The sequence below is a fragment of the Streptomyces sp. NPDC053079 genome (genome assembly GCF_044546695.1).
GTDB lineage: Bacteria > Actinomycetota > Actinomycetes > Streptomycetales > Streptomycetaceae > Streptomyces.
Map to the genome: position 1 here is coordinate 1 of NZ_JBITZJ010000003.1, position 24,204 is coordinate 24,204.

Annotated in this window: 4 protein-coding genes; all 4 read left to right on the forward strand. The window is 72.2% G+C overall.

Annotated elements, in window-relative coordinates:
* Positions 1 to 10 precede the first annotated feature (10 nt).
* The 4 genes from ACIGXW_RS12510 (at position 11) to ACIGXW_RS12525 (ending at position 24,139) form a co-directional block, all read left to right on the forward strand.
* Positions 11 to 928 (forward strand): phosphatidylglycerol lysyltransferase domain-containing protein, encoded by a 918-nt coding sequence (locus ACIGXW_RS12510; protein ID WP_399573498.1) that lies wholly within the window; start codon positions 11 to 13, stop codon positions 926 to 928.
* 196 nt (positions 929 to 1,124) lie between these two features.
* Positions 1,125 to 2,183, forward strand: coding sequence for an ornithine cyclodeaminase family protein (locus tag ACIGXW_RS12515; protein WP_399572536.1), 1,059 nt, complete (start codon positions 1,125 to 1,127; stop codon positions 2,181 to 2,183).
* Between the two features lie 78 nt (positions 2,184 to 2,261).
* The gene (locus ACIGXW_RS12520; protein WP_399572538.1) at positions 2,262 to 6,905 is read left to right on the forward strand and encodes an amino acid adenylation domain-containing protein; all 4,644 of its coding nucleotides are present in this window, start codon (positions 2,262 to 2,264) and stop codon (positions 6,903 to 6,905) included.
* A gap of 80 nt (positions 6,906 to 6,985) precedes the next feature.
* Positions 6,986 to 24,139, forward strand: a complete 17,154-nt coding sequence (locus ACIGXW_RS12525) for a type I polyketide synthase (RefSeq protein ID WP_399572540.1) — start codon at positions 6,986 to 6,988, stop codon at positions 24,137 to 24,139.
* Positions 24,140 to 24,204 lie beyond the last annotated feature (65 nt).

Sequence of the window (24,204 nt, forward strand, 5' to 3'; positions counted from 1 at the left end):
CACTCGCCTCCTGGTTCTTCCAGTAGCCCAGCATCCGCGCCGGGGTGCGCACGCACACCTCCCCGGGCTCCCCCACCGCAGCCTCACGCCCGTCCGCGCCGGCCTCACCGTCATCGAAGGCCCCCTGGAACAATGGGCCGACGACGTGGCCGCCGTGGACGCGGCCTGGCTCGGCAGCAAAGGCGAACACGCCAGAACACTGGAATTCCTCGTCGGCGAGCACGGAGGCCCCCCACAAGCCCACCGCAGGCTCTTCGTCGGCCTCATCGACGGCAAAACAGTCGGCTACATCCCCTACTCCCCCGCCCACGGCAGCCGGCCCGGCTGGCTACACGACCTCAGCCGCAGACTACCCGGCGACACCCCCGGCATCATGGAAGCCATCAACAAACACGCCATCGACACCTTCCAAACCGAAGGCGCCGACTGGCTCCACTTCGGCTTCACCCCCTTCACCAGCCTCAGCCCCGACCACGAAACCCCGGGCTCCAGCCCGGCGTTCACCTGGTTCATGCACTGGCTCGGAGAAAACGGCGACGCGGTATACCCCGCACAAAGCCAGCTGGCCTACAAACACAAATGGGGCCCCCACCTCGCCCTACCCGAATACATCGCCTTCTGGGGCCCGGCCCAAACCAGCGCCCTCATCCACGTCTTCAAAGCATCCAACTCCACACCCATACCCACCGCCGCGACCACCGGACGCGGATCATCCATCGCGCAGTTGAACACCCCACCGGCGCCCCCACCCACGAAGCACCGAACAGCGGCGCGTGACGGCGTCGCCGGCACAGGCCGGAATCAGCCATATCGGGCACCCGCGCCATCGCGTACCCGTTCACGGTCGGAACAAATCCCCCGAAGCACCGCGACATACCCGCCTACCACGCCCCCGCATGTGAAATTCCCTACAGCCCGGACCATGTGAACTACGCATCTGTTATGGCTCCTCCGGGGCCCTGACCTGCGAAGAAACAAACGTTGGCAGTCGTTGACAGTCATCGCGACGTCGATCTAGGTTCGTTGTCGGCCGAGCTCAGCCGCTCGGGCGCAGAAATTGACAGTTGGGGGACTGGGGCTGCATGAGTACGTTGATTCTGCCTGCGTCTGATATCGCCAGGATCGTGCAACTCGTCGGCCGCGATGCACTGATGGACCGGATGATCGACCGAATGGCGTCCGGAATGGCCGCGCTGGGGCGCGGCGAAGTCGCTCCGACGCCGCCGCGAGGTGGATTCACCCGGGACTCCGCCGGCATCGGCGTCATCGAATGGATGCCGCACCACGAACCCGGCAAGGGCATGACGCTCAAGACCGTGGGATACACCCCGGCCAATCCTCTGCACCATGAACTGCCCACTATTTTGGGCACGGTGACCCGCTTCGACGACGTCACCGGCCGACTGGTGGCGCTCGCGGACGGTGTGGTTCCCACGGCGATCCGGACCGGGGCCATGTCCGCGGTGGCGAGCCGGCTGCTGGCCCGTCCGGACAGCGCGACCGTCGGGCTGATCGGCGCCGGTGCCCAGTCGGTCACGCAACTGCACGCCCTTACGCGGGTATTCGACGTGCACCGGGTTCTGGTGTCCGACATCGAGCCCGAGCACGCGGCGACGTTCGCCCGCCGGGTCGCCTTCCTCGGCCGGGATCTCGAGATCGAGCTGGTCACAGCCTCGACCGTGGCCGCCGAGTCCGACATCATCTGTACCGCCACCACGGTGGGCGTCGGTGAAGGCCCTGTTCTTCCCGACACCGCCATGCGCGAGCACGTGCACGTGAACGCGGTCGGCGCCGATCTGCCGGGGAAGACCGAGCTCCCGCTCGGGCTGCTCACCCGTTCGCTCGTCACTTATGACCACTTGGCGCAGTCCCGCGTCGAGGGCGAGTGCCAGCAGCTGCTCGAGGACGCCGTCGGCCCCGCGCTGGCCACGTTCTGCGCCGATCCCGGTTCGGCCGTTGCCTGGCGTGGGCGCAGCACGGTTTTCGACTCCACCGGTTTCGCCTTCGAGGACCACCTGGCCCTCGATCTTTTCCTTGAACTCGCCATCGAATACGGGCTCGGCCACACCGTCGAGGTGGAATACCACCCGGTCGACAGCCTCGACCCGTATCCGCCGCTCGTCGGTGCCGATTCCGTCGCGGGTGCTCCCGCGCGTTCCGTGGTGCCGGCCACCGCGGCTTGACCGGATCAATCAGCAGCATTCGCCGGGGGCTTGTCTCGCCGGCCATCCAGAGAAGGCTGAACAATGGGGCACGCAGGCATGCCTAAAACCGGTGGGCTCGGCGCGGCGATGAGCAATCTCTTCGAGCGGACGCGTCGTAAGGAACAACCCACCGGAGTTGTTCCCGTCGGAAGAGACCGGCCCCTCAAGGCGTCGTTCGCACAACAGCGGCTGTGGTTCCTCGACCAACTGGAGCCGGGCAACGCCTCGTACAACATCCCGCTCGCGATGCGCATCCGGGGCGGGCTGAACGTCGGGCACCTCGCGCGGGCCGTCTCCATCGTGGTCGGCCGGCACGAGGCGCTGCGTACGGCCTTCGGCGAGGACGGCGGGGAGCCGGTCCAGCGGATCAGTCCGGCCGAGGACGTCGCCGTCCCGGTCGTGGTCGTGCCCGGCGACTCGCCCGCCGAGCGGCTGGCCGCCGCGCGGGAGCTGGCCGGTGCGGAGATCGCCGAGCCCTTCGACCTGGCCGTCGGGCCGTTGTTCCGGGCCAAGGTGCTGCGGCTGGACGAGCAGGACCACGTCCTGGTGCTGATCGTGCACCATGTGGCCACCGACGCCTGGTCGCAGGGCGTGCTGGTGCGGGAGCTGTCGGCCGCCTACGGGGCGCTCGTCGCGGGGCGCACGCCGGCCCTGCCGCCCCTGCCCGTGCAGTACGCGGACTACGCGGTATGGGAGCGCGAGTGGCTGTCCGGCCCGACCCTGCGGCGGCAGCTGGACCACTGGCAGAAGCAGCTGGCCGGCATGGAGCCGGCGCTGGAGCTGCCCACCGACCGGCCCCGTCCCTCCATCGCCCGCCAGGAGGGCGAGGCGGCACGCTGGGAACTGCCCGCCGAGCTCGTCGAAGCGGCCCGGAAGCTGGGTGCCGGCGAGAACGCGACCCTCTACATGACCCTGCTGGCCGCCTTCCAGCTGGTGCTCGCGCGGTACGTCGACAGCGAGGACATCGCCGTCGGCACACCGGTGGCGAACCGGGGCCGGTCCGAGATCGAGGGCCTCATCGGCTTCTTCGTCAACACCGTGGTCCTGCGCACCGATCTCTCCGGGGACCCGACCTACCGTGAGCTGCTGCGCCGGGTCCGGAACGTGACGGTCGGCGCCTTCGCACACGGCGACCTGCCCTTCGAGTACCTCGTCGAGCATGTACAGCCCGAGCGTGACCTGTCGCGCAATCCGCTGGTGCAGGTCCTCTTCCAGATGATCAACATCCCGGCCGAGCGGCTGTCCTTGGCCGGCCTGGAGACCGAGCAGTTCGACCCGGGCCGCATCCTCACCCGCATGGACCTCGAGTTCCACCTCGTCGAGGGCGACGACGGCGGTCTGATCGGCCACATCGTGTACAGCAAGGCCCTCTTCGACGCGTCGACCATCGAGCGGCTCCTGCGCCACATCGGTGTCGTCCTGCGGTCCGCGCTGGCGGACCCCGACCAGCGGATCTCCGAGATCTCCCTGCTCGACGACGCCGAACGGGCCCAGGTCATCGAGGAGTTCAACGACACGGCCGGGCCCGTACCCGAGGGTTCCCTGTCCGAGCTGTTCAGCGCGCAGGCGCGGCGGCGCCCGGACGCCGTGGCGGTGATCCACGGCGACGAGCGTCTCACCTACGCGGAGCTGGACCGGCGCGCGAATCAGCTCGCGCACCACCTCCAGGGCCGGGGCGTCGGGCCCGAGACCCTCGTCGGGCTGTGCGTCGAGCGCGGCCCCGAGGTGGTCGTGGCGATCCTCGGCATCCTGCGGGCCGGCGCGGCCTACGTACCGATCGGCCCGAACCACCCGCGCGACCGCATCCGGTTCGTCCTGGACGACGCCAAGGTGACCACCGCCGTCACACAGCAGCGGTTCACGGAGCTGTTCGAGGCGCCGGGCACCGATCTCGTCCTCCTCGACGCCGAACGCGAGACGCTCGACAAGCAGCCGGAGACCGCGCCGGCGACGCCCACGAGCGCGGACGCCCTCGCCTACGTCATCTACACTTCCGGCTCCACCGGCGTGCCCAAGGGCATCCTGATGCCCGCCGCCTGCGTGATCAACCTGGTGGCGTGGCAGAAGCGGGCCCTGCCGGTCGGTCCCGACGCGAAGACGGCGCAGTTCGCCGCGGTGACCTTCGACATCTCGCTGCAGGAGATCTTCTCCGCCCTGCTGTACGGCGAGACGATCGTCATCCCCGACGAGGAACTGCGGATGGACCCCGCCGCGTTCGCCGCCTGGGCGCACGAGCACGAGCTGGACCAGCTGTTCCTGCCCAACGTGATGCTGCGGGCGATCTCCGAAGAGGTGGATCCGCACGGCCCGGAGCTGTCCGCCCTGCGCCACCTCTCCCAGGCGGGCGAGCCGCTCTCGCTCCACCACGACCTGCGCGAGCTGTGCGAGAACCGCCCCGAGCTGCGGCTGCACAATCACTACGGCCCCAGCGAGGCCCACGTCGTCACGTCGTACTCGCTGCCGGCGTCCGTGTCCGACTGGCCGCTCACCGCGCCGATCGGCAAGCCCGTCGGCAACACCCGCGTGTACGTGGTCGACGGCAACCTCCGGCCGGTCCCGGTGGGCGTGCCCGGCGAGCTGTGCGTCGCCGGATCCGGTCTGGCCCGGGGTTACCTCGGCCGCCCGGAGCTGACCGCGACCCGCTTCGTGGCGGACCCCTTCCGCGCCGACGGCTCCCGGATGTACCGCTCCGGCGACCTGGTGCGCTGGCTGCCGGACGGCAACCTCGAGTTCCTCGGCCGGATCGACGACCAGGTCAAGATCCGTGGCTTCCGGATCGAACCGGGCGAGATCGAGGCGATCCTGGCCCGGCACGAGGACGTCCTGCACGCCGCCGTGATCGTGCGGGAGGACGTGCCCGGGGACAAGCGGCTGGTGGCCTACGCCGTCGCCGAGCCGACCGCGGCGGGCCGGGACGGACGGCTGGCCGAGACCCTGCGCCTGCATGTCGAGGCCGCGGTGCCGGAGTACATGGTGCCCTCGGCGGTCGTCGTCCTGGATTCGATGCCGCTGACCACGGGCGGAAAGATCGACCGTGGCGCGCTGCCCGCGCCCGACCTGCGCACCGTGCTCGAGGTCGGCTACGTCGCCCCGCGCACGCCCGAGGAAGAGGCCGTCTGCGCCATCTACGCCGACCTGCTGGGCGCGGAGAGGGTCGGCATCGAGGACGACTTCTTCTCGCTGGGCGGTCACTCCCTCATCGCCACCAGGGTGGTCGCCAGGATCCGGGCGGCGCTCGGCGTCTCGATACCGCTGAAGGCGATCTTCCAGCAGCGGACGCCACGGGAGCTGGCGGTCACGGTGGCCGGTGCCGCCGGCACCGGCGCCGGCGTCGAGCACGAGCTTCCGCCGCTGGTTCCGCTCGAGCGCTCCCGCTCCCTGCCGGTGCCGTTCAGCTTCGCGCAGCGGCAGGCGGACATGTTCTTCGAGGACATCCTGCAAGCGGGTCACTGGACGATCCCGCTGGCCGTGCGGGTCTCGGGCGAACTGGACCTGGCACACCTGCGGCGGGCCATGGAGATCCTGGTCGCCCGGCACGAGGCCCTGCGGATCACCGTCGTTGGGAAGCCGGGCGGATACGCCCAGGCGGTCCAGGCGAGCGCGCCGGTCCGTATGGAGGTGATCGAGGTCGCCGACGCCGCGGAGGCCTCGGTGCTGGCGGGCCGCGAGGCCGCCCGGCCGTTCGACCTCACCGGGGACGCGCTGGCGCGGCTGAGCGTCCTGCGGCTGGGCGAGCGCGACCACGTCCTGGTGCTCGCCCTGCACCACCTGGTCACCGACGGCTGGTCCCGGGGCGTGCTCATCCGTGATCTCTCCGAGGTGTACTCGGCGCTGGTCGGCGGAACCGAGGCCGAACTGCCGGAGCTTCCGGTGCAGTACACCGACTTCTCCCTCTGGGAGCAGCAGTGGCTGCAGGGGCCGCTGCTGGAGGGCCTGTTGGACTACTGGCACCGTCACTACGACGGCATGGTGCCGGCCGAGCTGCCCACCGACCGTCCGCGCCAGGAGGTGGCCAGTTACGACAGCGGCGTCTTCCACTGGCGGCTGCCGCTGGAGGTCGTCACCGCCGCCCGCCGGCTGGGCGAGTCCGCGCACGCCACGCTGTACATGACCCTGCTGGCCGCGATGAAGCTGGTGATATCCGCCCGTTCGGCGAGCCCGGACGTCCTCGTCGGCATGCCCATGGCCGGCCGGGGTCGTGACGAGCTGGAGAACGTGGTCGGCCTCGTCTCCAAGCTGCTGGCCGTGCGGACGGACCTGGGCGGCGATCCGACGTTCCACGAGTTGCTGGTCAAGGTGCGCGACGCGATGTCCGACGCGCACACCCACCAGGACGTGCCGTTCGTCTGCGCCGTCGACCGGTGGGCCGGCGGTGCGCCGCTGTTCCAGGACCCGCCGGTGAAGGTGGTCTTCCAGATCGTCAACACGCCGCCGCAGACCCTTCGCCTCGCGGAGGCGACGGCCGAGCCGTTCGTGATGAGCCACCCGCCGGTCCACATCAACCTGGACATGGAGATCGACCTGTACGAGGACACCGTGGACGGCTCGCTCGCCGGCACGGTGCTCTACAGCACCTCGCTCTTCGACAGCGCGACCATCGAGAGCCTGTGCGACGACGTCGTGGCCGTCGTCGCGTCCGCTGCGGCGGATGCCGGCCGACCGCTCTCACACGTGTGGAGCGAGCGCTTCCACGGTCGGTGACCGGGGCGGCGGCATGACGTCTCCGCCCGGTCAGTGACCACACTTCCCGCCAGGATCACCCAGTACCACCGAGGATCATCATGGAAGCGGACGAGGCTGTCGCCGTCGTCGGAATGTCCTGCCGGTTCCCGCAGGCCCCCGACCCCACCGCGTTCTGGCGGCTGTTGACCGCCGGCGCCTCGGCCGTCACCGAGGTGCCGGCCGGGCGGTGGATCCTGCCCGGGTCGGCGCCCGCCGGCATCCGCCACGGCGGCTTCATCGACGACGTCGACCGCTTCGACCCCGCCTTCTTCGGCATTTCGCCGCGGGAAGCGGCGGCCATGGATCCGCAGCAGCGGCTGATGCTGGAGCTGGCCTGGGAGGGGCTGGAGAACGCCGGTATCGTCCCCGCCGCCCTGGGCGGCGCCACGGTCGGCACGTTCCTCGGCGTGATGTCGCACGACTACGCGGAGCTCTCCCGCGGCCGGCGCTCGCACCACACGCTGACCGGCACCCACCGGGCGATGATCGCCAACCGCGTCTCGCACAGCCTCGGCCTGCGCGGCCCCAGCGTGACCGTCGACGCGGCCCAGGCGTCCTCCCTGGTCGCGGTGCACATGGCAGCGGACAGCGTGCGCCGGGGCGAGTCGCTGCTGGCGCTGGCCGGCGGGGTGAACCTCAACCTCGCCCCGGAAACCGCCGCGGACATCGCCGAGTTCGGCGCGCTCTCCCCCGACGGCCGCTGCTACACCTTCGACGCGCGCGCCAACGGCTACGTACGGGGCGAGGGCGGCGGTCTCGTCGTACTGAAGCCGCTGTCCCGCGCCCTCGCCGACGGTGACACGGTCTACTGCGTCATCGCGGGCAGCGCGGTCAACAACGACGGCGGCGGCGCCTCACTGACCACGCCGGATCCGCGCGGCCAGGAGGCCGTCGTGCGGCTCGCCCAGGAGCGGGCGGGGGTCTCGCCCGCGGACGTGCAGTACGTGGAGCTGCACGGGACCGGGACGGCTCTCGGCGACCCGGTGGAGGCGGACGCCCTCGGCCGCGTCTTCGGCCGGTCCCTCGACCGGGCGGGGGCGGCAGACGAGATCGTCCGCCCCGTAGAGGTCGGCTCGGTGAAGACCAACATCGGGCATCTGGAAGGGGCCGCGGGCATCGCGGGGCTGATCAAGGCCGCCCTCGCCGTCCACCATCGCCGCCTTCCGGCCTCCCTCAACTTCGAGACCCCGAACCCGCGCATCCCGCTGGACACGCTGAACCTCACGGTCCGCACCACGGCGGGCGCCTGGCGCGCACCGGACTCCCGTCTCGTCGCCGGCGTCAGCTCGTTCGGCATGGGCGGCACGAACTGCCACGTCGTTCTCGCCGAAGCGCCTCCGCGGTCGACCGCTGCCGGACTGGAAGCCGGCTCCGGGCCGGAGTCGGTCACGCGCCCGCTCCCCCTGGCCCTGTCGGGGACTACGGAGACGGCGCTGCGGGACCAGGCAATCCGGTTGCGGGCGCACCTGGAGCACCCGGACCGGCTGCGGGACCAGGAGCCGGCCCCCGGCCTGGCCGACCTCGGGCTCTCCCTCGCGACCACGAGGTCGCACTTCGAGCACCGCGCCGTGATCGTCGCCGAGGACGCCGGCGGCGCGGCCCGGGCACTGGACGCGCTGGCCCGGGGCGAGGTGGCCGCCGGGCTGGTCACGGGCGTCGCCCGGGGCGCGGGCAAGATCGCCTACAGCTTCACCGGGCAGGGTGCGCAGCGCCTCGGCATGGGCCGGGAACTCGCCGCCGCCCACCCGGCGTTCGCCCGGGCCTTCGACGACGTCTGTGCGGAGCTGGACCGGCACCTGGACCGGCCCATCCGCGAGGTGATCGACGGGGAGGACGACCATCTGCTGGAGCAGACGGTCCACGCACAGGCCGCACTGTTCGCGGTCGAGGTGGCGTTGTTCCGGCTGCTCGAGGACTTCGGGCCGGCACCGGACGCGCTGATCGGTCACTCGATCGGCGAAGTGGCCGCGGCGCATGTCGCCGGTGTGCTGTCCCTCGCCGACGCGGCGGCCTTCGTCGCCGCTCGCGGCCGGCTGATGCAGTCGGTCCCCGAACCGGGCGCGATGGTGCTGCTGGAGGCCTCCGAGGACGAGGTCGCCGCCACGCTGGCGGACGGCGGTCAGGATGCCGCGAGGATCTCCATCGCGGCGGTCAACGGCCCGGCCGCGACCGTCGTCTCCGGCGACGAGCAGGCCGTCCTGGACATCGCGGCCGAGTGGGAGCGGCGCGGCCGGAGGACCAAGCGGCTGCGCACGAGCCACGCCTTCCATTCCTCGCACATGGACCCGGTGCTCGACGAGCTGCGCACGGTCGCCGAGGGGCTGACCTTCCGGGCGCCCCGGATCCCGCTGGTGTCCAACGTCACCGGGACGCTGGCCACGGCCGAGGAGCTGTGCTCCCCCGAGTACTGGGTGCAGCACGTCCGCCGGACCGTACGTTTCCTGGACGGCGTGCGCTGCCTGGAGGCCGAAGGCGTCACCACGTTCGTGGAGCTGGGCCCGGACAAGGCCCTCACCACCCTGACCCGCGAGTGCCTGACCCGCCCCGGCGTCCTGGTGGGTACCCTGCGGCGCGACCGCCCCGAGCCGCTGGCCCTGGTCACGGCGCTGGCCGAACTCCACGTCTCGGGCGCCGAGGTGGCGTGGGACATGGCGTTCCCCGGCAGCCGGCGGGTTCCGCTGCCCACCTACGCGTTCCAGCGCCGGTCGTACTGGATCGACGCGGCCGCACCGGCCGGGCACGCCGACGTACCGGCGCCCGCCCCTGCCCTGCCCGCACCGCCGCAGGACCGGCACGACCGCCGCGCCCCCGCTGCGTCCGCCCCCGCCGGGACCGACCGGCCCCGCGCCGTGCTCGCGCTCGTACGGCAGCACGCCGCTGTCGTCGTGGGGCACGACGGCGCGGCGTCCGTCGACGACGGGCGTACGTTCAAGGAGCTCGGCTTCGACTCGATCACCGCGGTCGAGCTCTGCGAGCGACTGGGCACGGCCACCGGCCTCGACCTGCCCGGAACCCTGCTCTTCGACCACCCGACCCCCGCCGCGCTCGCCGCTCACCTCCACCGCCGTCTCCACGGCGGGCCGGACGAGGGCGCGGAAGCTCCCGGCACACCCGTGCCGGCCACCGGTGACGACCCGGTGGTCATCGTAGGGATGAGCTGCCGGTTCCCGGGCGGGGTGCGCTCGCCGGAGGACCTGTGGCGGATCGTGGCCGACGGTACGGACGTGATCTCCGCCTTCCCGACGGACCGGGGCTGGGACCTCGAAGGCCTCTACCACCCCGACGCCGACCAGCCGGGCACGTCGTACGCCCGCGACGGTGGATTCCTCTACGACGCGGCCGAGTTCGACGCCGCCTTCTTCGGGATCTCGCCGCGTGAGGCGGCCGCGATGGACCCGCAGCAGCGGCTGCTGCTGGAGGCGTCCTGGGAGGCGTTCGAACGCGCGGGCATTCCCGCGGAGTCGCTCAAGGGCAGCCGCACCGGAGTGTTCGTCGGCGCCTCCTCGGCCGGGTACGCGGCCGGCGCCGGGGAATCGGCCGAGGGCTACCAGCTGACCGGCAGCGCGGCGAGCGTCGCCTCGGGCCGGGTGTCCTACACCCTGGGTCTCGAGGGGCCGGCGGTGACGGTGGACACGGCCTGTTCGTCGTCGCTGGTGGCCCTGCACCTGGCGGTGCAGGCGCTGCGGTCGGGCGAGTGCTCGCTGGCCCTGGCCGGCGGCGTGAGCGTGATGGCCACGCCCGGCATGTTCGTCGAATTCTCGCGCCAGCGGGGACTCGCGGCGGACGGGCGCTGCAAGGCCTTCGCCGCGGCCGCGGACGGTACGGGTTGGGCCGAGGGCGTCGGCATGCTCCTGGTGGAGCGGCTGTCGGACGCGGTGCGCAACGGGCACCGGGTGCTGGCCGTGGTCCGGGGTTCCGCCGTCAATCAGGACGGCGCGTCGAACGGTCTGACGGCGCCGAACGGTCCGTCGCAGCAGCGGGTCATCCGCCAGGCATTGACGAGCGCGGGTCTGGCGGCAGCTGATGTCGACGCGGTGGAGGCGCACGGTACAGGTACGGCGCTGGGCGATCCGATCGAGGCGCAGGCGCTGCTGGCGGCGTACGGTCAGGACCGGGAACGGCCTCTGCTGCTGGGCTCGGTGAAGTCGAACATCGGTCACACGCAGGCCGCTGCTGGTGTGGCCGGTGTCATCAAGATGGTCATGGCGATGCGGCAAGGCGTCCTGCCGCAGACCCTGCACGTCGACGAGCCGTCGACGCACGTCGACTGGTCCGCGGGATCGGTGGAACTGCTGACCGAGCGGAGGGACTGGCCGGAGACGAACGCTCCGCGACGTGCGGGTGTGTCGTCGTTCGGCGTGAGCGGCACCAACGCCCACGTCGTACTGGAGCAGGCACCGTCGGGGTCCGGGCCGGAGAGCCGGAACACCGCATCGCCCCTCGTGCTTCCGTGGGTCCTCTCGGGCCACGGTGAGGCAGGGCTCAGGGCGCAGGCGGAGCGGCTGCGCTCCTTCGTGGAGGGCGGCCCGGAGCTGGACCCGGCGGACGTCGGCTGGTCGCTGGCATCGACGCGGGCGATGCTCTCGCACCGCGCGGTGGTCGTGGGGTCGGACCGCGATGCGCTGGTGCGGGGACTGGACGCGGTGGCGAACGGGGAGTCCGACCCGGGCGTCGTGCGGGGCACCGCCGTATCCGGCGACGTGGTGTTCGTCTTCCCGGGGCAGGGGTCGCAGTGGACCGGGATGGCGCTGGAGCTGATCGACTCGGCTCCGGTGTTCGCCGAGCGGATGCGGGAGTGCGCCCAGGCGCTCAGCGCCTTTGTCGACTGGTCGCTGTTCGATGTGCTGTCGGATGAAGAGGCGCTGCGCCGCGTGGATGTGGTGCAGCCGGTGCTGTGGGCCGTCATGGTCTCGCTGGCCGAGCTGTGGCGCTCCTACGGTGTCACTCCGGCAGCGGTCGTGGGCCACTCCCAGGGCGAGATCGCGGCGGCATGCGTCGCGGGCGGCCTGTCCCTGGAGGACGGCGCCCGCATCGTCGCCCTGCGCAGCAAGGCCCTGCTCGCGCTGTCGGGTCAGGGCGGCATGGTCTCCGTACCCCTCCCCGCGGACCGGCTGCGTGGTCGTGACGGGCTGTCGATCGCGGCTGTCAACGGACCGGCCTCGACGGTCGTCTCGGGCGACAACGACGTCCTGGACGCGATCCTGACGGAGTTCCCGCAGGCCAAGCGCATCCCCGTCGACTACGCCTCCCACTCCACCCACGTCGAACAGCTCGAGAACGAACTCGCGGAAACACTGGCACCGATCACACCCCGCACGGGAGACATCCCGTTCTACTCGACCGTGACGGGCGCACTCACGGACACGGCCGAACTCGACGCGGCCTACTGGTACCGCAACCTCCGCCACACCGTCGAGTTCCAGAACACCATCGAGAACCTGCTCACCCTCGGCCACACCGCTTTCGTCGAGGCGAGCCCGCACCCCGTTCTCGCGGCGGGGGTGCAGGACACCGCCGACGCCGCCGACACCCAGGTCGTCGTGACCGGCTCCCTGCGCCGTGACCACGGGACCGCCGAGCGGTTCATGCTCTCCCTCGCGCAGTTGCACGTGTGTGGTGCCCGCGTCGACTGGCGGCCGGTCTTCGCCCGTGCCCGGCAGGTGGAGCTGCCGACCTACGCGTTCCAGCGGGAACGTTTCTGGTTGGAGCCGTCGGTCATGGACGCGGTCGATTCCCGGTTCTGGGACGCCGTGGAACGCGAAGACCTGGAATCGCTCGCGGCCACCTTGCAGATCGACGGGGCGGTGCTGGACGGTGTTGTGCCCGCGCTGTCCTCGTGGCGCCGTCGGCGTCGTGAGCGGTCCACCGTGGACGCCTGGCGTTACCGCATCGGCTGGCGGCCGCTGTCCGGCCCGGGCACCGGCGCACCGTCCGGCACCTGGCTGGCCGTGGTTCCGGCGGGCGACGAGTGGTCCGCCGCGTGCTGCCGGGCCCTGGCCGAGCACGGCGTGCGGGTCCGTACGGTCGAGGTGCGGCCCGACGGTGCCGAACGCTCGGCCCTGACGGGGCTGCTCACGGACACGGCGGGCGCCGACGGCGTCGCCGGTGTCGTCTCGTTCCTGGCCGTCGACGAGCGCCCGCACGCCACGTACTCCGCCCTCCCGCAGGGACTGGCGGCCACGGTGGAGCTGCTGTGCGCCGCCGCGGCGGCCGGCGTCGAAGCCCCGCTCTGGTGCGTCACCCGGTCCGCCGTGGCCGCTGTTGACGCGGACCCGGGGCCGAGCGCCGCCCAGGCGGCGGTCTGGGGCTTCGGCCGGGTGGCCGGGCTGGAGCGGACCGGGCGCTGGGGCGGGCTGATCGACCTGCCCGAGGTGTGCGACGCGCGGGTGCTGCGGCGGTTCGTCGCGGCACTGGCCGAGGCGGGTGCCGAGGACCAGATCGCGGTGCGGTCCTCGGCGGTCCTGGGCCGGCGGCTGGAATCCGCGCCCGTCACCGGTCCGGCGAGCGCCTGGCGTCCGCGCGGCACGGTACTGGTCACCGGCGGCACCGGCGCACTGGGCGCGCACGTCGCGAAGTGGCTCGCGGGGGCCGGAGCGGAGCATCTGGTCCTGCTCAGCCGGCGCGGGCCACAGGCCCCGGGTGCCGCCGCGCTGGAAGCGGAACTGACCGCTCTGGGCGCGCAGGTGACCATCGCGGCCTGCGACGTGACCGACCGCGCCGCTCTTGCCGGAGTGCTCCGCCCGCTGTCGGACCGACTGACCGCCGTGGTGCACCTGGCCGGCGCGGTGCAGTTCGACGGCCGCATCGACGCGGATCTCGACGAATACGCCGACGTCTTCCGCGCCAAGGTAACCGGCGCGGCGCACCTGGACGAGCTCGTCGGTGACGAGGAGCTGGACGCTTTCGTCCTCTTCTCGTCGGCCTCGGCGGTCTGGGGCGGCGCCGGGCAGGCGGGCTACGCCGCCGCGAACGCCTTCCTCGACGCACTGGCCCTGCGGCGCCGGTCCCGCGGGCTGGCGGGCACCGCGGTGGCCTGGGGAGCGTGGGGCGGCAGCCTCGCCGGCGAGGACGAGGAGCGTCTGTGCCGCAACGGCCTGCGCCCGATGCCGCCCGAGCTGGCGGTCGGCGCGCTCCGGCAGGCGGGTGGCACGGGCGAGCCCTGTCCGACCGTCGCGGATGTCGACTGGGGGACGTTCGCCCCGGCGTTCACGGCCTCCCGGCCGAGCCCGCTGATCGGCGAGCTGCCCGAGGTACGGAAGTGCCTGGAGAGCGCCGGCCCGGCCGGCGGTCACGCGGAGCTGCGCACGCGCCTCGGCGCGCTGCCCGCCGCGGAACAGGAACGGGTGCTGGCGGACCTCGTGCGCGAGCACGCCGCCGACCTGCTGGGCCACCGCGGCCCCGCGGCGGTCGACCCGACGGTGCCGTTCCGTGAGCTGGGCTTCGACTCGCTCACCGCGGTCGAACTGCGCACCCGCCTGAACGCGGCCACCGGCCTGCGCCTGCCGGCCACCTTGATGTTCGACCACCCCACCTGCCGGGCGGTCGCCGGACTGCTGCGGACGGAGCTGCTGGGCCTGCCGACGTCCGGAGCGCTCGCGGGTGCGGGTGCGGGTGCCGCCTCGTACGCCGCTGACGAGCCGATCGCCATCGTCGCGATGAGCTGCCGGTTCCCGGGCGACATCCGCTCTCCCGAGGACCTTTGGCAGCTGGTCAGCGAGGGCCGGGAGGTCCTCTCGGAATTCCCCGACGACCGCGGCTGGGACGCGGACGGCCTGTACGACCCCGACCCGGACCGGGCCGGCAGGTCCTACGTACGCACCGGCGGATTCCTGCACGACGCCGCCGAGTTCGACGCGGGCTTCTTCGGCATCTCGCCGCGTGAGGCCCTGGCGATGGACCCGCAGCAGCGGCTGTTGCTCCAGGCCGCGTGGGAGGTCTTCGAGCGCGCCAGGATCGCACCGGATTCGGTGCGATCCAGCCGCACCGGCGTCTTCGTCGGCGGCTGGACGCAGGGCTACCCGTCGGACTCCGACGAGGGGTACGCGCTGACGGGCGCCGCGACCAGCGTGATGTCCGGGCGCATCGCCTACACCCTGGGCCTCCAGGGCCCCGCGCTCACCGTGGACGCGGCGTGTTCGTCGTCGCTGGTGGCGCTGCATCTGGCCTGCGAGTCGCTGCGGCGCGGCGAGTGCTCGATGGCGCTCGCCGGAGGTGTCACCGTGATGGCGACGCCGGCCACTTTCGTGGAGTTCTCACGTCAGCGCGGGCTCGCGGCCGACGGCCGGTGCAAGTCCTTCGCCGCCGGTGCGGACGGTACGGGCTGGGCCGAGGGCGTCGGCATGCTCCTGGTGGAGCGGCTGTCGGACGCCGAGCGCAACGGGCACCAGATCCTGGCCGTCGTGCGTGGTTCGGCGGTCAACCAGGACGGCGCGTCGAACGGTCTGACGGCCCCGAACGGTCCGTCCCAGCAGCGGGTCATCCGCCAGGCGCTGGCGAACGCCGGTCTGGCGGCAGCTGATGTCGACGCCGTGGAGGCGCACGGCACGGGTACGACGCTGGGCGACCCGATCGAGGCCCAGGCACTGCTGGCCACGTACGGCCAGGGCCGGGAACGGCCCCTGCTGCTCGGTTCACTCAAGTCCAACCTCGGGCACAGCCAGGCTGCCGCCGGCGTCGCCGGGGTCATGAAGATGGTCATGGCGATGCGGCACGGCGTGCTGCCGCAGACCCTCCACGTCGACGAGCCGACGCCCAAGGTGGACTGGTCCGCAGGCGCGGTCGAGCTGCTGACCGAACGGACGGAGTGGCCCGGGGCCGACAGGCCGCGGCGGGCCGGTGTGTCCGCGTTCGGCGTGAGCGGCACCAACGCCCACGTCGTACTGGAGCAGGCGCCGGAGCCGGCGGCCGAGCCCGAAGCCGCAGGAGAAGGGGCCGGGCCACTGCCGGTCGTTCCCTGGGTGCTGTCGGGTGACAGTGCCGAGGGGCTGCGCACGCAGATCGAGCGCTTGAAGTCTTTCGTGGCGGACAACCCGCTGCTGGATCCGGTGGACGTCGGCTGGTCGCTGGCCTCGACGCGGGCGGTGCTGTCGCACCGCGCGGTGGTCGTGGGCACGGAACTCGAAGAGCTCCGGCACGGGCTGGACGCGCTGGAGACCGCGGACGCCGCCGAGCCGGGGCGCGGTGTGGTGTTCGTGTTCCCCGGTCAGGGGTCGCAGTGGACCGGGATGGCGCTGGAGCTGATCGACTCGGCTCCGGTGTTCGCCCAGCGGATGCGGGAGTGCGCCCAGGCGCTCAGCGCCTTTGTCGACTGGTCGCTGTTCGACGTCCTCGCTGATGAAGAGGCGCTGCGCCGCGTGGATGTGGTGCAGCCGGTGCTGTGGGCCGTCATGGTCTCCCTCGCCGAGCTCTGGCGCTCCTACGGCGTCACCCCCGCCGCGGTCGTGGGCCACAGCCAGGGCGAGATCGCAGCGGCATGCGTCGCGGGTGGGCTCTCGCTGGAAGACGGCGCCCGGATCGTCGCCCTCCGCAGCAAGGCCCTGCTCGCACTGTCGGGTCAGGGCGGCATGGTGTCCGTACCCCTGCCCGCCGACCAGCTGCGAGGCCGGGACGGACTGTCGATCGCAGCCGTCAACGGCCCCGCATCGACCGTCGTATCAGGCGACAACGACGTCCTTGACGCGATCCTGGCCGAGTTCCCGCAGGCCAAGCGCATCCCCGTCGACTACGCCTCCCACTCCACCCACGTCGAGCAGATCGAAGAGGAACTCGCGGAAGCACTCGCACCCGTCGCACCCCGCACGGGCACCATCCCCTTCTACTCGACCGTCACCGGACAACTCACCGACACAGCAGAGCTGAACGCGACCTACTGGTACCGCAACCTCCGCCACACCGTCGAATTCCAGAACACCATCGACAACCTGCTCACCCTCAACCACACCGTCTTCGTCGAAGCGAGCCCCCACCCCGTCCTGACCGTGGGCGTACAGGACACCGCCGACGCCGCCGACGTCCGCGCTTGCGTGACCGGCTCCCTCCGACGGGACCACGGTGGACCGGCCCAGTTCCTCACCTCGCTGTCCCGGCTGCATGTACAGGGCGTCGACGTGGACTGGCAGGCGGCGTTCGCAGGGCATGGTGCGCGGGTCGTCGACCTGCCGACCTATGTCTTCAAGCGCGAGCGCTTCTGGGTGGCACCCGATCGGCAGGCGCCCGGGACGGCCGGCATCGACCACCCCTTGCTGGGCGCGGAGGTGCCGTTGCCCGACTCCGGTGGTGGCGTGCTGACCGGCGTGCTCACGCTCGCGGGTCAGCCGTGGCTCGCCGAACACGCGGTGTCCGACGTGGTGATCTTCCCGGGCACGGGCTTCGTCGAGCTCGCCCTGCAGGCAGGGCTGCGGTTCGGCTGTGACGTGGTGGAGGAACTGACGCTCGAGGGGCCACTGGTGCTGCCCGAGCGCGGCACCGTCGAGGTCCAGGTATCGGTGACGGGAGTGGACGACGAGGGACGCCGTTCGCTGTCCGTCCACGCGCGTCGCGGAGAGGGTGAATGGTTCCGGCACGCGACCGGTTCGCTCGGTGTCTCCGACGCGGCGCCCCGTGGTCCGCAGGAGTGGCCTCCGGCGCATGCCACGCGGGTGGAGATCAACGGGGTCTACGACGTCCTGGCGGAGCGCGGCTATGCCTACGGCCCGGTGTTCCGCGGCCTGCGCGCCGCATGGCGTCGTGGTGACGAGGTGTTCGTCGAGATCGCCGTGGCCGAAGAGGCGCATGGTGACGCCGCGCGGTGTGCGGTGCACCCGGCCCTGCTCGACGCCGCGCTGCACGGCGTCGGGCTGGGTGGCCTGATCACCGAGGGCACTCAGGCGTACCTGCCGTTCTCCTGGAGCGGCGTGTCCTTGCACGGGGTCGGGGCGTCTTCTCTGCGGGTGGTGCTGACCCCCATCGGCACGGACGCGATCTCGCTGCGGGTGACCGACGGCTCCGGCGAACCGGTGCTGTCCGTGGAGTCCCTGGTCCTGCGACCCGTCTCCGACGGCCGGCTCGCCGCTGCCCGTGGTGGTGCGGTCGACGCGTTGTTCCGTGTGGAGTGGGTGGAACGAACCATCAGCACGGACGGCCGGGACCTGGTGCCGTTCACCGCGCCGGCCGCGGACGAAGCCGCGCCCGAGTGGGTGCGCGTCGAGGGCACCGAGCCCGCCCAGGTGCTGGGCGTCGTACAGCAGTGGCTATCCGACGCGCGCTTCGCCGACTCCCGACTGGCCATCGTGACCCGCGGTGCGATGGCGGCCGCCCGTGGCGAGGACGTGCCGGACCTCGACGGCGCCGCCGTGTGGGGGCTGGTCCGCTCCGCGCAGACCGAGAATCCCGGTCAGTTCCTGCTGATCGACGTGGACGAGGCGAGCGCACCGCTCCCGGACGTCGAGGCCGCGGCCGCCGCCGGCGAGTGGCAGCTGGCCGTCCGCAACGGGCACGTCCTCGCACCCCGCCTGGCCAAGACCCACCACAGTACCGACCTCGAACTCACCACCGGCACCACTCTCATCACCGGCGGCACCGGAACCCTCGGCGCGCTCGTCGCCCGCCACCTCGTCACCACCCACGGCGTGCGCGACCTCATCCTGGTCAGCCGCCGCGGCACCACCGCCCCCGGCGCACCTGAACTCACCACCGAACTCAAGGCCTTGGGCGCCCGGGTACGGGTCGTCGCCTGTGACGTGGCCGACCGCGACGCCATCGCGGAGGTCGTCCGCTCCATCGACGACCTGCGCATGGTCGTCCATACGGCCGGCGTCCTCGACGACGGTGTGATCGACTCGCTCGACGCCGCGCGCCTGAGCAACGTCATGGCTCCCAAGGCGGACGCCGCCCGGCACCTCCACGAACTCACCCGCGACCTGGACCTCTCCGCCTTCGTCCTCTTCTCCTCCGCCGCCGGCATCCTCGGCAACGGAGGCCAGGCCGGCTACGCCGCCGCCAACGTCTACCTCGACGCCCTCGCGGCACACCGACGCGCCACCGGCCTCCCCGCCACCTCCATCGCCTGGGGCTTCTGGGAACAGCGCAGCGAACTGACCAGTGACCTGGACGACGTACAGCTGTCCAGGATCTCCCGGTCGGTCGGCACGAGCCTGACCGACCAGCAGGGGCTGGAGCTGTTCGACGCCGCGCTCGCCGCCGACGAGGCGATGGTGCTGGCCGATCCGCTCAATCTCCCCGCGCTGCGTGAGCAGGCGGCTGCCGGCACGCTGCCGTCCGTTCTGCGCGGTCTGGTCAGCGCGCCGGTCCGCCGTGCTGCCCAGGGCGGCGGCGGCCCGGCCGGGCTGCGCCACCACCTCGCCGGGCGGTCCCAGGCCGAGCAGGACCAGTACGTCCTGCGGCTGCTGCAGGAGCACGTCGCAGCCGTCCTCGGGCACGCGTCCGCGGAGTCCGTCGACGTGGCGCGGACATTCCAGGAGATCGGCTTCGACTCGCTGACCGCCGTGGAACTGCGCAACCGCATCAGCGCCGCCACCGGCGTCCGGCTGCCGGCCACCGCCGTCTTCGACTACCCCACCCCCCGCGTGCTCGCGGAGTACGTACGCGCGCAGGCATGGGGTGCCGGTGCCGCTGTCGTACCGGCCGCCGTCGCGGCCCCGGCCGCACTCGACGACGACCCGATCGTGATCGTCGGCATGAGCTGCCGCTACCCGGGCGGGATCGACTCGCCCGACGACCTGTGGCGGTTCGTCGATTCCGCGGCCGACGCCGTGTCCGTCCTCCCGTCGGACCGGGGCTGGGACCTCGCGGCCCTGGCCGGCGCGAAGGGCCGCACGGGGTCGTCGTACACGCGTGACGGCGGGTTCCTCTACGACGCGGCCGAGTTCGACGCCGCCTTCTTCGGGATCTCGCCGCGTGAGGCGGCCGCGATGGATCCGCAGCAGCGGCTGCTGCTGGAGGCGTCCTGGGAGGCGTTCGAACGGGCCGGCATCGCCCCCGACTCGCTGAAGGGCAGCAGGACCGGCGTCTTCACGGGCGTGATGTACCACGACTACGCCTCCTGGCTGCGCGACGTTCCGGAAGACGCCGAGGGCTACCTCGGGACCGGCACCGCGGGCAGTGTCGCGTCCGGCCGTGTGGCCTACACGTTCGGCCTCGAAGGCCCCGCGCTGACGGTGGACACGGCGTGCTCGTCGTCGCTGGTGGCGCTGCATCTGGCGTGCGAGTCGCTGCGGCGGGGCGAGTGCTCGATGGCGCTCGCGGGCGGTGTCACCGTGCTGGCGACGCCCCAGATCTTCGTGGAGTTCTCACGCCAGGGCGGACTCTCCGCCGACGGCCGGTGCAAGTCGTTCGCGGCGGCCGCGGACGGTACGGGCTGGGCCGAGGGCGTCGGCATGCTCCTCGTCGAGCGACTGTCGGACGCCCGGCGCAACGGCCACCCGGTCCTGGCCGTGGTACGAGGCTCCGCCGTCAACCAGGACGGCGCCTCGAACGGCCTCACCGCCCCCAACGGCCCCTCCCAGCAACGGGTGATCCGTCAGGCACTGGCAAGCGCGGGCCTGGCGTCCCGGGACGTCCACGCCGTGGAGGCACACGGCACGGGCACCACGCTCGGCGACCCCATCGAGGCGCAGGCGCTGCTCGCCACCTACGGCCAGGACCGCGACGCGGACCGTCCGCTGCTGCTGGGATCCGTCAAGTCCAACATCGGACACGCCCAGGCTGCTGCGGGTGTGGCCGGTGTCATCAAGATGGTCATGGCGATGCGGCACGGTGTACTGCCCCGGACCCTGCACGTCGACGAACCCACGCCCCACGTCGACTGGTCCGCGGGCGCCGTGGAGTTGCTCACCGAGCGCACGGCCTGGCCGGAGACCGGCGACCTCCGCCGCGCCGGCGTGTCCTCGTTCGGCGCGAGCGGCACCAACGCCCACGTCATTCTCGAACAGGTACCGTCGGAACCCGGTCTGCCCGAGCCGGACGAGGCCGAACTGCCCGCCGTCCCCTGGGTGGTGTCGGGTGAGGGCGAGGCTGCGCTTCGGGCGCAGGCCGAGCGCCTGAAGTCCTTCCTGCACCGCAATCCGGAGCTGGATCCGGCGGACGTGGGCTGGTCGTTGGCCTCGACGCGAGCGGCGCTGTCGCATCGCGCGGTGGTCGTGGGCACGAACCGCGAGGAACTCCTCGCCGGACTCGACTCACTGACCATCGGTGTTCCGGTGGCCGGTGGCCTGGGCGTGCTGTTCACGGGCCAGGGCTCCCAACGGCTCGGCATGGGCCGCGAGCTGCACAGCTCGTACCCGGTCTTCGCCCAGGCATGGGACGAGGTCTGCGCCGAGCTCGACCGCCACCTCGACCGGCCCCTGCACGAAGTGGTCTGGGGCGACGACGCCGACCTGCTGAGTGAGACCCTCTACACCCAGGCGGCTCTTTTCGCCCTCGAAGTCTCGCTCTACCACCTCGTCTCCTCGTGGGGCGTGAAGCCGGACCACCTCCTCGGCCACTCCATCGGTGAGCTTGCCGCCGCGCACGTGGCGGGGGTGTGGTCCCTCGAAGACGCGGCACGTGTGGTCGCCGCGCGCGGCCGTCTGATGCAGGCGCTGCCTGCCGGCGGTGCCATGGTCTCCGTCGCCGCACCCGAAAGCGACGTGCTCCCCCTCCTCACCGACGGCGTCACCATCGCCGCCGTCAACGGCCCCGAATCCACCGTCATCTCCGGAGACACAGAAGCCGTCGAGAGCGTCGCCGACATCCTCTCCTCTCGCGGGGTCAAGACCCGGCGCCTGTGGGTCAGTCATGCGTTCCATTCGCACCGGATGGACGCGATGCTGGACGACTTCGCCGCCGTACTCGACGATGTCGCCTTCCACTCCCCCACCCTGCCCATCGTCTCCAACGTCACCGGTGCCGTCGCAGGCGACGAACTGCTCACCGCCGAGTACTGGGTCCGCCACGTCCGGGAGGCCGTCCGCTTCGCCGACGGCCTCACCACCCTCCGCACCCTCGGCACCACCACCTTCCTCGAACTCGGCCCCGACGGCACCCTGACCTCACTCACCGACGGCGACGGCATAGCCGCCCTCCGCCCCAACCGACCCGAAGCAACCACCCTCCTCACCGCCCTCGGCACCCTCCACACCCGCGGCCTCACCATCGACTGGCCCACGGTCTTCCCCGGCGCACGCCGCATCGAACTCCCCACCTACGCCTTCCAACGCGAGCGCTATTGGCTGGAGCCGACCGCCGAGGCCGAGTCCGCCACGAGCGTGGTGGACGCCGCGTTCTGGGACGCCGTCGAGCGTGGGGACCTGGGCTCCCTCGGCATCGACGCCGACCGGCCGCTCAGCGCTCTGCTGCCCGAGCTGTCGTCCTGGCGGCGTGCGCGGCAGGAGCAGTCGGTCATCGATTCCTGGCGCTACCGCCTGACCTGGACTCCGGTCCCGGCGGCGGCCGGGGCTCCGCCACTGACCGGCACCTGGTTGGTCGTGGTCGAGCCCGGTCGCGAGACGGACGACGCGGACGCGGTCGTCACCGCGCTGCGCACCGCCGGAGCCGACGTACACGTGACGACGATCGCGCAGTTGGACGGCGACGCGGAAGTCGCGGACGTCGCGGGTGTCGTCTCGCTCCTCCCGGTCGTCGGAACGGTCTCCCTGGTCCAGGCCCTCGCCGCGGCCGATCTCGACGCCCCTCTGTGGTGTGTCACCCGCGGCGCCGTGTCGGTGGCCGACGGCGAGACAGTGGACCCGGACCAGTCCGGGATCTGGGGTCTCGGCCGGGTGATCGGCCTGGAGCAGCCGGACCGCTGGGGCGGTCTGATCGACCTGCCCGGCGAGCCGGACGAGCGCGCCGGGGAGCTCCTGAGCCGGATCCTCGGCGGCGCCACCGGCGAGGACCAGATCGCCATCCGCTCCTCCGGCGTGTGGGGCTGCCGTCTGACGCGGGCGACGCCCGTACCGGACGACGTGGCCTCTCCCGGGTTCGGGGGAAGCGCGCTGGTGACCGGTGGTACGGGCGCTCTGGGCGGTCATGTCGCCCGCTGGCTGGCGGGTACGGGCGTGGAGGAGCTGGTGCTGACCAGCCGGCGTGGCCCGGAGGCGCCGGGTGCGCAGGAGCTGGTCGCGGAACTCGAGGCGCTCGGCGCCCGGGCCCGGGTCGTCGCGTGCGACGTGGCGGACCGGGACGCGGTCGCCGCGCTGCTCGGCACGGTCTCCGGCCTGCGGGTCGTCGTGCATACCGCGGGCGTTCTCGACGACGGCGTGCTGGAGTCGTTGACGCCGGAGCGCGTCGCGGAGGTCATGCGGGTCAAGGCCGGCGGCGCCCGGCACCTGGACGAGCTGACCCGTGACCGCGACCTGGACGCGTTCGTGCTGTTCTCCTCGGCCGCCGGGACGCTCGGCAACGCAGGTCAGGGCAGCTACGCGGCCGCGAACGCCGTGCTGGACGGGCTGGCCCGACAGCGCCGGTCCCAGGGCCTGACCGCCACCTCGGTGGCCTGGGGCGCCTGGGCCGGGTCCGGCATGGGGGCGGGGCAGCGGCTGTTGCCCGGAATGGCCCCGGAGCCGGCCATCGGCGCGCTGAGCCGGGCGCTGGCGGCCGACGAGACCACGGTGATGATCGCCGACGTGGAGTGGGCGGGCTTCGGCTCCCGGTTCACCGGGCTGAGGCCCAGCCCGCTGCTGAGCGAGCTGCTCGGTGAGGTGCCGGTCCACGCCGGTGCGCCGGTCGAGCCGGCCGACGAGCTGGCCGCCCGTCTGCGGTCCCTGCCGCCGGCCGAGCGGGACCGGGCGGTGCTGGAGCTCGTACGCACCCAAGTGGCGGCCGTGCTGGGACACGCGAAGCCCGCTTCGGTGGATCCGGCGCGTCGGTTCCTGGAGATCGGTTTCGATTCGCTGACCGCCGTGGAGCTGCGCAACCGGCTCGCCACCGCCACCGGCGTGCGCTTCCCCGCTTCGGTCATCTTCGACTACCCGACCCCGGCGGCGCTCGCCGAGCACGTCCGGGCCGGGCTGGCCGGGGACGGGCAGTCGCCCGCGCTCGAGGAGCTGACCCGTCTGGAAGCGGCGCTGTCCGCGCTGCCGGCCGGTGATGCGGCCGGTGCGGAAGTCGCCGCGCGGCTCAAGAACTTGCTGTCCCGTTGGACGGATTCCGTAGGCAATGACGTCGACGCGGAAGTCGATTCCGCGACCGACGACGAAATTTTCGATCTCATCGGCAAGGAATTCGGCATCTCGTGACCTCTCCGTCGAACCCCGTTTCCCCGTCGAATGAGCTCAGTACCACGTTGAAAGGGCAGTCTGCG

Bases quoted from the DNA above. Each gene is read 5' to 3' on its own strand.
- ACIGXW_RS12520 (WP_399572538.1), top strand. From the start codon at position 2,262: ATGCCTAAAACCGGTGGGCTCGGCGCGGCGATGAGCAATCTCTTCGAG.
- ACIGXW_RS12525 (WP_399572540.1), top strand. From the start codon at position 6,986: ATGGAAGCGGACGAGGCTGTCGCCGTCGTCGGAATGTCCTGCCGGTTC.